Genomic DNA, 13,557 nt, shown 5'->3' with positions numbered 1-13,557 from the left:
AATATAACTTACTAACTTACTAAGATTTTCTTATATTTAGTTCAGGGTGCTACCTTCTTGAAGCTTCGTCACAAACCCTTAGAAAGACTTTTGTCATATTGATCACAAAATGTTGGATACATAGGATTAATTTGTGGAAAAGCTTTGTCAAAACTAGCTTACACTAATCTAATTTAACAAAAGTTAAGCAGATGAACACAACTCCTTTAGGTAGCTACAAGTTCTTTCAAAAACTACACCCACTATCTCTGTTAGCACAATTAACTAGTCGTCGTGCCACAGGCTGTTTAAAAGTATCTACTGATGCCATTTTCTGGTCAATATACTTAGAAGAAGGTAAACTTATTTATGCTTCGCACTCGGCGCAATTGTTTGAAAGGTTTTCGCATCACATACATCAGTTGAGTCAGCAAATTCCCACTTTAGAGAGTGCAATTATTACAGAAGTAAGACTATTTTTTGAAAATAGTGGTAATGGATCAATTCTACAACCAGACTATCAAGCTATTTGCTGGTTAGTTGAGCAGGATTGTATTACCCCTTCTCAAGCAGTGATTTTGATCGATGAAATGGCGAAAGAAGTACTAGAGTCATTTTTGACACTTAAAGAAGGAAGTTATGAATTTAATAGTTTAAGTCCTTTAGATGAACTACCAACTTTCTGTCGTTTAGATTTAAGATTACTTGTAGAATACTGTCAGAAACAGATCCGAAGCAAGCAAGTCCAATCACCAATTTCTAAAGGTGGTACTTCTCAAATACCTAAACCTAGACAAATTCAAGTACCGCAAACACAATCTCAAGCCGGAGTACAGTTGCCAAGACCAATAAATTTTGATACCTCTGGTAGTAGCAAAGATAGAAATTCGGCTCAAACGGGTAGTAAAAATACTTATACAGTTGCGTGCATTGATGACAGTCCAACTTTTTTAAATTCCATCAAAAACTTTTTAGATGAAAATACTTTCTCAGTGGTGATGATCAATGATCCAGTAAAAGCTTTAATGCAAATACTTCGTAGTAAGCCAGATATTATCTTACTAGATGTCGAAATGCCAAACTTAGATGGTTACGAACTATGTTCTTTATTACGGAGGCATTCTGCTTTTAAAAGTACACCAATTATTATGGTGACAGGTAGAACAGGATTTATAGACAGAGCTAAGGCAAGAATGGTTAGAGCTTCTGGCTACTTAACTAAGCCTTTTACACAGTCGGACTTATTAAAAATAGTGTTTAAACACATCAGTTTAATGTAGCAATTATCTGAGAATACATTTTTTAATTTAGGAGATTTAGGAGTGAGTATAACTTTGCTTGGCACTATTTTGATTGTCGAAGACTCTCCGAGCGAATTGGAATTAATGAGTCATTATCTCACCGAAAGTGGTTATAACGTCATTAAAGCTAGTGGTGCAAAAGAAGCTCTGGAAAAAGCCGAAACGCAAAACCCAGACGTAATAGTTACAGATGTAGTGATGCCAGGAATGAGTGGGTTTGAATTATGTCGTTCTCTGAAAAGAAATCCAGCAACTCAAAAAGTACCAATTGTAATTTGTAGTTCGAAAAATCAAGAAATTGATCGATTATGGGCAATGAGACAAGGCGCTGATACATACGTCACTAAACCTTATACACGCGAACAACTTCTTCGCGCTATTAAATCTGTAGCAATTTGAATCCATGAATGCAAAAATTGCCCCCACAAAAATAATCCAAAATAACTTGGGAGACGGTTATCTCAAGTTTCAGTTAAATAGACAAACATCAGCTTTGATATCAATGCGGTATACACAAGAAGCAATTGTTGTACCTGTTGATGCTGTTACCTCAATGCCTAATATGCCCACATGTATATTAGGATTAATGAACTGGCGTAGTCGCATTGTTTGGGCAATCGATTTGTCCAAAATGCTCAATTTAGACTACCTTGATGGTAGACTTCGCTCCTATGACGTGATTATTGTTCGAGTGGAATCCATGCTTTTAGGTTTAGTTGTACAGGAAATTACAGGTACAGCTAAGTTTCATCCTGATGCGATTTTATCTCCTTTAGGTCATATAGCCTCTAGTTTAGTACCATATTTACGTGGCTGCGTTACTCAAGATCAAGAGATATTGCTGGTACTAGATGCACAAGCTATTGCTCAGTCTTCAATTCTCCGTAGTGATTAAAGTTTAGGGTGTACTACTAAAACAGAAATTAAGAGTGTTTTTATTCCCTGATTAAAGTGGAATTACTTTATGTTTAATAAAACAGATGCAACTAAGAGTAGTGATGGGCAAAATCTGACAAAGATTTCTTCATCACACAAAGTTAGTACAGATAGTAAAGTAGAAAGGCTTAACCGCTTTAGTGGTAATAGCCCTGATAATCCTCTCAATCAAGTAGTAACTAAGTTTGGTCGTCTGAGCTTGAGTACTAAAGCTATTATACTGGCAATTACAGTTAGCACAGCCCCAGTATTAGCAGTTGGAGCGCTTACTTATAAAGTAGCTAGTCAATCTTTGTCTGAGAAAATCTCCCAAATTCAAGAAAATGAAACCAATGGTTTGGCAGATAAAGTCAACCGTTTTATGATTGAACGGTATGGCGATATTCAAGTGATAGCTAGTTTACCGATTTTGACATCTCGCAGAGACAACACTAATAATCAAGATAAAAGTGCAGAATTAGATAAATTTGTTAAGATTTATAAAGTATACGATCACGTTGCCGTACTAGACCTTCAAGGTAACCCCATTGTAGGATCTCAAAGAGAAGACAGTGGTAATCGTGGCGAACGCGACTACTTCAAGGTAGTAGATAGACCGGAAATTAGTCAACCGCAAGTATCTAAAATAACTGGACAAAACAGTATATATGCTTTGGCTCCAGTTAAAGATCCAGCCACAGGTAGAACAATTTCCATAGTTAGAGCGCGAATGCCTGTGAAAGTATTAGAAAATGTAGTCAAGAATTATACAGAAGCAGGGCAAGAGTACTACATTACTAATGCGGAAGGAAAAGTTTTCTTAGCAACACAGAAAAAACAAATAGGTAGAAACGCGCTCCAAAATTTTCCCGGTTTAGCACAACAGCAAAGAAAAGGAAAAGAAGGTACTTTCACTACTGTTAATCAATTTGACAAGCAAGAGCAACTGGTAAGCTACTCCGCAAGAACACTAGAAGATTTGCCCGATTTAAAATGGCAAGTAATTCTAGCCACAAATGCAAATAATGCTTTTGCCCTCTCTAAACAACTGCTACTCGCAACAGCCTTGGGAACCGGATTAACAGCTTTGATTGTCGCTTTGATTGCAGCTTGGTTAGCTAAACGAGCTACAGAACCAATTATTCAGGCAACGAATGCCGTGACAAGACTCGGACAAGGCGATTTTAACACACGTATACAAGTAGAATCAGAAGACGAGTTGGGGGTATTAGGTGCTAATATTAACCACATGGCTGGGCAACTACAAACTTTAATTAAAGAGCAAGAACTCGATACAGCAAAGGCAAGAATTATCTCAGATCTCACTTTAAAGGTACGTAAAAACCTCAGAACAGAAGATATATATAGAACAGCAGTCAAAGAAATTCGCCAAGCACTGAAAACAGACAGAGTAGTCATATATAACTTTGAGCGGGGAACTTGGGATGGAAGTGTTGTTGCTGAATCAGTGACATCTGGATTGCCGCAAATGCTAGGAGAGAACATTGACGATCCATGTTTTCGCGATCGCCACGTAGAATTATACAAAGATGGTCGAGTACGAGCAATATCCAACATTTATCAAGATCCGAGTTTGAGTAATGCAGCTTGTTACATCAGAATGTTGGAGAAATTTTCCGTCAAAGCCAACTTAGTTGCCCCAATCATCAGCTCAGACGAACTAACAGGCTTATTAATCGCCCATCATTGTGATGCTCCCCGAAATTGGCAACAATCAGAAATTGATTTATTTAAACAAATAGCAATTCAAGTCGGTTACGCCTTAGAACAAGCAAAGCTTTTGGAAGAATTAGAACTTGCCAAATCTGTAGCCGAAAACTCCTCCGATGAAGAGCGTCAACAAAAAGAAGCTTTGCAAATGCAACTTCTAGAACTACTTTCTGAAGTAGAAGGAGCAGCCAGCGGCGATTTAACAGTACGTGCTGACGTGACAGCAGGAGAAATTGGTACTGTTGCTGACTTTTTTAACTCGATTGTCGAAAACTTACGTTTGATTGTCACCAAAGTTAAACAAACTGCTACCCAAGTAAATCAGGCAATTGGCTCCAACGAAGAAGCTATCCACCAACTAGCCGAAGAAGCATTGCTCCAAGCTGGAGAAATCAATCGCACCTTAGATGCAGTTGATAACATGACATATTCCATGCAAGCAGTAGCAAGCAGCGCGGCTCAAGCCGCAGTAGTAGCGCAAAATGCTTCCTCCACAGCATATAAAAGTGGACAAGCTATGGATATGACGGTGCAAAACATTTTGCATTTGCGCGAAACAGTTGGTGAAACAGCCAAGAAAGTTAAGCGTTTAGGCGAATCTACCCAACAAATTTCTCGTGTAGTAGCACTAATTAACCAGATTTCCATGCAAACCAACTTACTAGCCATCAACGCTGGCATCGAAGCGGCGCGTGCTGGTGAAGAAGGACAAGGTTTTGCTGTGGTAGCAGAGGAGGTGGGAGAATTAGCCGCCAGAAGTGCGGCGGCGACAAAAGAAATTGAACAAATAGTTGAGAATATCCAACGGGAAACGAGTGAAGTTGTGACAGCGATGGAATTAGGCACTACCCAGGTAGTGGAAGGAACGAGAATTGTGGAAGATGCTAAGCATTCTTTGAGTCAAATCATGGAAGTTTCTCATCAAATCGACTTTCTCGTGCAGTCAATTTCTGAGGCGACAGCTTCTCAAGTACAAACATCTCAAGTAGTCAGTGAGTTGATGAAAGAAATTGCTGCTGTGTCACAACGCACCAGTGATTCCAGTCGCCAAGTTTCCCAATCTCTACAGGAAACTGTAGAAATTTCTCAACAGTTGCAAGAAACTGTTGGTACGTTTAAGGTGAATTAGTCATTTGTCATTTGTCCTTTGTCATTAGCCGTTTGTATCTTAATTATGAGCAATGGCTAATGACTAATCATCAATCAACAATGACTAATGACTAATGACTAATGACTAATGACCTATAACAAATACCATGTCACAAGACAAAGAATTTGAAATCAGGCTACAGTTTCTGGAAGAAGCGACAGATTACTTGAATACCTTGGAAGGGGTATTGTTAGAAATCGACGGTACCAACCGCATCGCTCCAGAAAAAATTAATGCTGCACTCAGAGCAGCTCATTCCATTAAAGGTGGGGCGGGAATGATGGGATTCCGCTCTCTGTCTGATTTAGCTCATAAATTAGAAGACTCGTTTAAAGTTTTCAAAACTCGGAAAAACTCTTTAGAAATAGATACTGAGTTGCAAAGTTTACTATTGTCAGGAGTAGATTGGCTACGTCAAATCGTAGAATTGCTCTTGGATGGTAATGAAGTAGACGAGCAGTGGTTGGCAACTTTTTGTTACCCAGTATTTGAAGAACTGCGTGAGCGTTTAGGCGAACCCACTCCCGAAGATGTCTCCACTATGCTGTCTCCAGAAGAAGGGCAAGACATCGTTCCTTTGTTATTTGAAACAGAAGTGGAAGGTTGTCTACAACGTCTAGAATCAGTTTTGGCAGATAGTGAACAGCCATGTCTTAAAGAAGAAGTGGCAATCATGGCAGCTGAGCTGGGTGGATTGGGTGAAATGCTGCAGCTAGAAGCTTTTACTCAACTTTGTGAATCGGTAACTCATTACTTAGAATTTGCGGATTCAGAGCAGGTAGAAGACATTGCTCGTGCAGCATTGTTCGCATGGCGACGTGCGCAAGCTCTAGTGATGACAAATCAATTAGATAGTTTACCCACCACAATTCAACTTGAATCAGCAACAACAAATGTAGAGACGCGCCATGCAACGTCTCTACATCCAGAGGTGGAAACAATAGAAGAAGAAACTTTTGTTCAACCACCAATAGAAGAAACTTGGTTCGCTCAAGAAATTATTGCGGCAGATTTTGAAGCGTTGGAGGCAGCATTTGCGCAAGAAAGTAGTAACGAGCAACACGAAGTACCACCAGCGACAGTATCTAGAGAAATCCCGATTAAAGATTACAAATTTGTCGAACACCAAGCAGAACCTACTGTTGTAGAAAGTAAGAGTGAACCACCAGTAGAAAGTACAGTTCGAGTTTCTAGCAAGCACCTCGAACAAATTAACGACTTATTTGGAGAACTGATTATTCAGCGTAACGGCATGAATTTGCAACTCGAAAGATTACGTAAACTCATTCGTAGTCTCAGTCAACGAGTGCAAACTCTGGAGCGAGAAAATCAACAACTACGCACAGCATACGATCGCATCGCCACTCAAGCCTACGAGCCATCTCGTTTTCCATCATTAGAATATACAAACGCTAATACAGAAGATTACTTGAATCAAGGCGAGCGCTACCAACCACAAGGTATCGAAGGCAGATTTGATTCTTTAGAAATGGATCGATATAACGAATTAAATCTCCTGTCACAAGAAGTGATGGAAACCATCGTTCAAGTACAAGAAGTTACAACAGATATTCAACTCAGCGTTGAAGATACAGATCAAATTTCTCGTAAACTTACCAAAACATCAAAGCAGTTACAACGGAAGTTAACTCAAGTAAGAATGCGCCCACTTTCAGATTTAGTTGAGCGCTTTCCCAGAGCTTTACGAGATATGAGTGTGGAGTATGGCAAAAATGTACAGTTGAAAATTGAGGGTGCTAATACCTTAATTGAGCGGAGCATTTTAGAAGCTTTAAATGAGCCTTTAATGCATTTATTTCGTAACGCTTTCGATCACGGGATCGAAGACAAAGTAACACGCCTTGCTTGTGGTAAACCAGAACAAGGATTGATTGAAATTAAAGCTACTCATCAAGGAAATCGTACACTGATTACTATTAAAGATGATGGACGCGGTATTTCTCTAGATAAAATTCGCGCCCGCGCTTTAGCTATGGGATTGGAACCGACATTATTGGCTCAAGCTACTGATGATGAATTATTATCGCTGATTTTTGAGCCTGGGTTTACCACCAGTGAAAAAGTTACCACATTATCCGGTCGTGGTGTGGGCATGGATGTGGTACGTAGCAAACTTAAACAGGTAAGGGGTGATGTCAAAGTAGATACTATCCAAGGGGTAGGTACTACTTTTACACTTTCAGTACCATTTACACTTTCAGTAGCGCGAGTTTTACTAGTGGAAAGCAACCGAATGCTCTTGGCATTCCCTACCGATGTGGTATCGGAAATTTTCTTACTCAATGAAAACTTAGTTTTCCCAATGGGGAACACTGAAGTTCTCAGTTGGCAGGGAAGTACGCTACCCCTCATTCGTCTTAGACGCTACTTGGAGTTTAATTGTCCCCGCTATGACAGCCCCGATTTAGAAACTCCTCCAGCGATTAACGCTAGTAGTATACTTATAGTCAGTCAAGGGAATCAACCAGTCGCACTACAAGTAGATCGTTGTTGGGGTGAACAAGAAGTCGCTATCCGCCTTGTGGAAGGAAGTATACCTCTGCCTCCAGGCTTTAATAATTGTACAATTCTTGGTGATGGTCGAGTAGTGCCACTAATTAACACCAACGAATTGCTGTACTGGATTGCTTCGAGCGAGCGCTCACCCAAAACCAATCAACTACCATCAACAAGGTTAAAAACCGTCTTTCTCACCTCTGGGAATGAAACAGTTTCATCACCCATTCACCACAAAGGTACAATATTAATTGTCGATGACTCAATTAATGTCCGACGCTTCTTAGCTTTGACTTTAGAAAAAGGCGGATATCAAGTAGAACAAGCAAAAGATGGTCAAGATGCTTTAGAAAAACTTCAAAGTGGTTTGCAAGTTCAAGCCGTGATTTGTGATATAGAAATGCCGCGTATAGATGGTTACGGCTTTTTAGGTCGTGTAAAATCTCATAATGATTTTAAAAACATCCCTGTCGCAATGCTTACCTCTCGTAGTAGTGACAAACATCGGCAGCTAGCAATGCAATTGGGTGCTAGAGCTTACTTTTCCAAACCTTATAATGAACAAGAATTGCTCCGAACTCTCGAAGCAATTATTTTCCCTGATGAATTGTCTCACAATTAATACTACACCCATTTTGTAGAGACGTTACATGTAACGTCTCTACAACAATTCGGTGAGCAACTAAAGATGAGAATTAATCATCAACAGCATCTTTCACAGCGCTACTAGCTTTATCCAAGTTGCGTTGTGCGCTTCTTGTCGCTTCATCTATTTTGGTTTGAAAAAAGTTTTTGCCAGCATCTTTAACGTCAGATACATTAGCGTCTGCATCTCTTACGGCACTCTTAGCACTTAGCTTTGCATCTTCAACTGCTTCCTGAGCGTCACTAGTTGCGCCTTTAGCAGCATCTTTGGTGTTTTCTTTGATATTTCCCAATCCCTTCTTGGTTCCTTGAACAAGATCTTCAGCAGTATCTTGAGTTCTGTCTTTTGTAAATTCAGCATTACGCTGTAAGTTCTTGCCTAAATCTTGAACGTTCTCACCTTTCTTATCTAAAATCCGGCGGGTAGTTTCACCTATATTAGCTGTTTCGTCAATGACATTTCTTTCCGCGTTTTCTCTCAGAACCTCAGCTTTAGCTTTTACATCGGCTCCTTGTGTTCTCGGATCTACATCGCTGAAGTTGTTCATGCCACCTTCAACAGGAGAAAGAGCACCCTCTCCTTTAGGAGCATATACTTCAGCATTAGGTCTTGCTTTTTGAATTCCTACTGTTTGACGTGCAGGTTCAAATTCAGAAGTTGATTTAGGTGCTGTTGCTGTTGCACTATTACCTCCACAAGCTTGTGTAAAGAACAGGATAAATACTGCTAAACAAGTTGTGATCAGTTTTACTGGACGAATGGTTTTTACCCAAGAAATTATTTTGTTCATCGTGCTACTCCTTGATTATTGCGAATTTTCTTACAAACCCGGTTTCTTCAAGTAACCGGGTTTCTCATTAACTTTATTGAGCTGCTGGATTTGCTTTAAACTCAGGTCTAGCACCTGCTTCGTCAGCTTTGTCTTTCACAAAGCTTGTCGCTTCTTTAACTGCTTCTTGAACGGTTTCAATGCGATCTTTAATGCGAGTTCCTATATCTTCTTGACGTTGATTCAATCCACCAGGCTCAGGCTCACGAAAGTCTCTTTCAGTTTTAATGGGTAATTCTGATTCCTTGTATGCTCTACCTTCTGGGGTTTCAGCACCTGGGTAAAGCAGTACTTCTTTATTTGTGTTTGAAGCAATCAATTGTTGAGATAGCGGTAGGCTAGCTTGGTCACGCCCATCGGCTTTTTTGTTAATAATTTTGGGATCGGTAGTTGCGTTCAAGTTTGTGTTTCTGTCGCCACCACCTTTATAAGGATTGTTTTGACCACCAATTTGCACAGGAGGATTATCTGGTCTTGCTCCTACTTCACTTCCACCTGCACAAGCTGTGCTTATTATCAATAAGAAACCAGCCAAAAATACTGTTATGATTTGGCGCAGTCTTAATTTTTGTAAAAAAGCTGTTAATGCGTTCACCAAGTCCTCCTTCTACCTACAAACAAGCCAAATATATACTTAACACTTTTGTTAAGCAGCCATTCACAGTTTTTACTTGCCTAAGGTTGCTAATATTTAACTAACAACACACGATAATATACTAGAAAAAGAAAACCTTGTCTCTAGCAAAAGTCACATTCTTATTAAGACTTTACCACTCTTGTTCTCCTACCTTAGAGAGATATAAGTTACGATAATTGACCTAAATTTTCTGACTGAGATTGTTATTATATGAGTATTTGGTTATTTATTTGTACTAAAAATCATATTATACAAATTTATAAATATACATATTATAAGCAGGTTTTATTAAAAATAATCTTCCCCAGGATATACCAAATTACTTTGACGTAAAACTGTTCGTTCTACTTGAGAAATTAATACAATTTATGAAGCAAATATTACGCTGGCTCATTTTGGGTGGAACGCTATTTTTTTTAGTAAACGCCCTTAAGAATAACTGGCTGGAAGTGAGTGCAATTCGGATTGATTTAGTAGGGTGGACAATGATTGCGATCGCCACAGGCATAACCTTACTGGCACACATATGGGCAGGCTGGGTATGGACTTGGGTACTTCAAGAATTAAATCAATCTGTAGATGCTCGGTTTATTCAAGTTTATTTAAAAACAAACCTCGCGAAGTATCTGCCAGGTAATGTTTGGCATTACTACGGACGCATCATGGCAGCAAAAAATAATCATGTTTCTGATAGTGCCGCAACTCTCAGTGTGCTACTTGAACCGTTACTTATGGCTGCTGCTGCTTTAATTATTGTCCTACTAAACAGTCAATTTTTAGCAGTTAATACTAGTCCCATTATACAAATAGCCCAGTTTTTCGGTTTATGCGGGGTACTTTGTGCGATTCATCCTCGGTTTCTCAACTCAATCATTCGTCTGTGGCATAAGATTAAGACTAAACAAGCTACTAGTAACACTCTATCAACCACTGTCACGGCTATTGAACGTTATCCCTGGAAACCTTTGTTAGGAGAATTAGGCTTTTTGGGATTGCGTGGAAGTGGATTTGTTGTCGTTGTGTTTGCTTTAAGTCCTTTGAGCGCAAGTCAAATTCCTTTGTTGCTTGGGGCTTTTAGTTTTGCTTGGTTATTAGGATTGGTTATTCCGGGCGCACCTGGAGGTTTAGGCGTGTTTGAAGCTACGGCGATCGCCATGTTACAAAATCACTTTCCTGCCGCATTGGTAATTAGTGCGACTGTTTTGTATCGTTTAGTCAGCATTTTAGCTGAAACTACTGGTGCTGCATTGGCTTGGCTAGAAGAGAAGTTATTTAATTCTTAAGTACACCTTATTGATTTATATCTCTCTTCAACTGAGAGAAGACACGATAGGCATCTAAATTCAATTGTACTTCATCTGTTGCATCGAACTCTTTCATTTTAATCAAGTTATATTCAATATTTTCTGCATAAATTGCAAATGTAATATTAAATATCTCCAGAAAATATATGATTCCTTGGCATTCATATTCCGCATACTTATCGTAATAACGAATTAAATTTGCAATTCGCAGTTCCAGATGGCTACGAGAATTTTGCGAAATTAGAATAATTTTTAGTAAGACAACTACTAATGTCAAAGGATGTCCTTGAGACAGTAGCATAACAAATAATTTTGATGGAACCTTACTATCTTCTGTAGTAAGAAAATCAATTATTTTGTTACAGATTCTCAAAAACAAATCTTTGTTAATATTTTCCTCATTACGTTCTACTTGCCAAGCAGAAAGCCTTGCTGATAATTCTTGTTTTAATGTTCTAACAAACTCTTTTTCTTTTACTGAATAAATCAAATATTTCTGTATACTTTGTTTGAATTCATCAAGATTTTGATTTTGAGTTTGCTTAATAAATATATTAGCAATATTTTCATAACTAAATACACCCTTTTTCACCACAATCATTTTGATTAAACGTAAAACATCATCTCCTAAAATACTAGGATTGACGTAACGGTTTTCATTGGAAGCAGCAGACTGAGAACGAGCAATATACATTGCTAGTTCAAACTTAAATTTGTCCTTTAAATGCTGAGAAAGTTTTCTTGCTGCCTCTTGTTGTTCTTGAGGATTATTCCGATCTAAATATTGAGCTACTAGTAAATAAGAAGCGTAGCGATTAACCCATGTTTTTTCCTGACGTTCGTTGCGATCGGCATATAGTTTTAGTTCTTGATAATCATTACTGTTAATAAACTTGATGATTGAGCTATTAACATTGTTTTTCCTGGAAATACTTTTCTGTGTATTTTCTTTATATTTAGCTAATATTTCAACTAATTCTTGAATCCATTTATGATTTCTATTACTTTCCCAATTATTGATTAATATATAACAGCAACGCTTAAACGTATTAATAATTTCCTGTTGATTACTTTCCTGAAATAATTTTTCAATACTGGGTACTGAATCATCATTGACTAAATCAAGAAATAGATGCTCAAATTTTTGCAAAACATCTTCTGGTTGCCAATTTTGAACAATTTCCACCAAATAGCTGTATATTTTCTCTTGGGCAGTTAGCACATTAACCTGTCTATCTTCATTACTCGTTAAGCTGTTATCGGTCATTGTATTTTCCAAGACCAAATCAAGAAATTAATATTCCTATAGCTTAACCTTGGCTAGCGACCAGCATCAACTATTCAGGGCTCAGGAGTCAGGAGACAGAATTCTCCTCTACTCCCCTACTCCAGGTACTTGATAGTCATAAGTTAATTATCTTGAGATGGGGGTGGAGGGACTTGAACCCTCACGACCGTTTAGGGTCAACGGATTTTAAGTCCGTAGCGTCTGCCATTCCGCCACACCCCCCTATCGGTTGGAAGTTTTTACTGCTTTGCTGATTTTGTTGGGTGCAGTATTTACCACCTCATCTATTGCAGCATCAATTTTGTATTTTGGCAACTAACTTTAAAAAAAAGTTTGTCAAAATTCCACACTACACGCCTCTACACCATAATATGATAGGGAGAACACCAATAAATTTGTTCTCCTCAAAGGACATGAGATATGATTATAGCGCTACTGTATCTAGTTTTGGCAGGGGCTTACCTGTTAGTTATGCCAGCGGCTGTTCTACTTTACTTGCAACAGCGTTGGTATGTAGCTACCTCCTTTGAGCGGGGCTTTATGTACTTTCTCGTGTTTTTCTTCTTTCCCGGTTTGTTGCTTTTATCGCCGATTATGAATTTTCGACCCCAACGACGCAAAATTGAAGTCTAAACTTTGTTGTCAAGACGCTGTGTGGGCGAAAAATTTTCATCTGGTGGAGGAGACGCCCCACCGGGGCGTCTCTACGAAAATCCTAACAAATTGACGTTTTAACTATCATGCGACGCATTGATGCTCTTGGAATTGGCTTTGGAGTGTTTGTTACCGGCGGCTTGGCATATATAATCTTGCAACAATTGGGCTTAGGTAGCTTTGAAGCTGGAATTTGGAGCCAAGTTCTGTTAGTTGGTGGGTTGCTGGGCTGGCTGTTTACCTATGCTGTTCGGGCAACTGGAAAAAAAATGACTTACCATCAACAGCGGGAACAGTACGAAGAAGCCTTTTTCAAAAAGCGCTTAGACGAACTCTCTCCTCAAGAATTAGCACAAATTCAAGCTGAACTTGAGCAAGAGCAGGGAAGTAAGCGAGTGGGGGAAACTGGGGGATATGGGGAGAATTCTGACTCGGTGACTCCTAACTCCTGACTCGGTGACTCCCAATAAAAAAATTTAATCAAAAAGTTTTTTCACGCTCGTTGCTAGACAATTTAATTAATATAGTCTTGAATATATAAGGCACATATCCAGCAGGAATAAAAGTTACTGCTGCTATTGTTATTGTTTGGGTATTATGTCAAGT

Annotated in this window: 11 protein-coding genes and 1 tRNA gene; 8 read left to right on the top strand and 4 right to left on the bottom strand. The window is 38.9% G+C overall.

The window, feature by feature from the left end; all coding sequences use genetic code 11:
• The first annotated feature begins 191 nt into the window (after nt 1-191).
• From ICL16_RS41380 to ICL16_RS41360, 5 genes are all read left to right on the top strand, one after another.
• Entirely contained in the window at nt 192-1,259 is a 1,068-nt protein-coding gene (locus ICL16_RS41380) for a response regulator (RefSeq protein WP_190837876.1), read from the top strand.
• 42 nt (nt 1,260-1,301) lie between these two features.
• Nucleotides 1,302-1,679: a response regulator gene (locus ICL16_RS41375; RefSeq protein ID WP_190837875.1), complete on the top strand. Its 378-nt coding sequence runs from the start codon at nt 1,302-1,304 to the stop codon at nt 1,677-1,679.
• Between the two features lie 4 nt (nt 1,680-1,683).
• Nucleotides 1,684-2,175: a chemotaxis protein CheW gene (locus ICL16_RS41370; protein ID WP_190837872.1), complete on the top strand. Its 492-nt coding sequence runs from the start codon at nt 1,684-1,686 to the stop codon at nt 2,173-2,175.
• A gap of 69 nt (nt 2,176-2,244) precedes the next feature.
• Nucleotides 2,245-5,055, top strand: coding sequence for a methyl-accepting chemotaxis protein (locus tag ICL16_RS41365; protein ID WP_190837870.1), 2,811 nt, complete (start codon nt 2,245-2,247; stop codon nt 5,053-5,055).
• Between the two features lie 127 nt (nt 5,056-5,182).
• The gene (locus tag ICL16_RS41360) at nt 5,183-8,215 is read left to right on the top strand and encodes a hybrid sensor histidine kinase/response regulator (protein WP_190837862.1); all 3,033 of its coding nucleotides are present in this window, start codon (nt 5,183-5,185) and stop codon (nt 8,213-8,215) included.
• A 73-nt stretch (nt 8,216-8,288) separates the two neighbouring features.
• Here ICL16_RS41360 and ICL16_RS41355 read toward each other — a convergent pair whose 3' ends face one another.
• Nucleotides 8,289-9,029: a hypothetical protein gene (locus ICL16_RS41355; protein ID WP_190837860.1), complete on the bottom strand. Its 741-nt coding sequence runs from the start codon at nt 9,027-9,029 to the stop codon at nt 8,289-8,291.
• Nucleotides 9,030-9,102: 73 nt separating this feature from the next.
• Complete coding sequence (locus ICL16_RS41350; protein WP_190837858.1) at nt 9,103-9,663, bottom strand: DUF6658 family protein; 561 nt, start codon at nt 9,661-9,663, stop codon at nt 9,103-9,105.
• 410 nt (nt 9,664-10,073) lie between these two features.
• Between ICL16_RS41350 and ICL16_RS41345 the strand changes: the two genes are divergently transcribed.
• Complete coding sequence (locus tag ICL16_RS41345; protein ID WP_190837855.1) at nt 10,074-10,988, top strand: lysylphosphatidylglycerol synthase domain-containing protein; 915 nt, start codon at nt 10,074-10,076, stop codon at nt 10,986-10,988.
• A 7-nt stretch (nt 10,989-10,995) separates the two neighbouring features.
• Here ICL16_RS41345 and ICL16_RS41340 read toward each other — a convergent pair whose 3' ends face one another.
• Together ICL16_RS41340 and ICL16_RS41335 are read right to left on the bottom strand one after the other, a co-directional pair.
• Entirely contained in the window at nt 10,996-12,276 is a 1,281-nt protein-coding gene (locus tag ICL16_RS41340; RefSeq protein ID WP_190837848.1) for a hypothetical protein, read from the bottom strand.
• A 158-nt stretch (nt 12,277-12,434) separates the two neighbouring features.
• Nucleotides 12,435-12,519, bottom strand: a tRNA-Leu gene (locus ICL16_RS41335).
• 198 nt (nt 12,520-12,717) lie between these two features.
• Here ICL16_RS41335 and ndhL point away from each other — a divergent pair.
• Nucleotides 12,718-12,930, top strand: a complete 213-nt coding sequence (gene ndhL / locus ICL16_RS41330; protein ID WP_190837846.1) for an NAD(P)H-quinone oxidoreductase subunit L — start codon at nt 12,718-12,720, stop codon at nt 12,928-12,930.
• A gap of 107 nt (nt 12,931-13,037) precedes the next feature.
• The gene (locus ICL16_RS41325) at nt 13,038-13,403 is read left to right on the top strand and encodes a DUF3007 family protein (protein ID WP_190837844.1); all 366 of its coding nucleotides are present in this window, start codon (nt 13,038-13,040) and stop codon (nt 13,401-13,403) included.
• Nucleotides 13,404-13,557 lie beyond the last annotated feature (154 nt).

It is taken from the genome of Iningainema tapete BLCC-T55, from assembly GCF_014698965.1.
In the GTDB taxonomy this organism is placed as follows: domain Bacteria; phylum Cyanobacteriota; class Cyanobacteriia; order Cyanobacteriales; family Nostocaceae; genus Iningainema; species Iningainema tapete.
The sequence above is the reverse complement of the archived record's forward strand: the minus strand, read 5'-3'. Positions and strand labels throughout refer to the sequence as shown.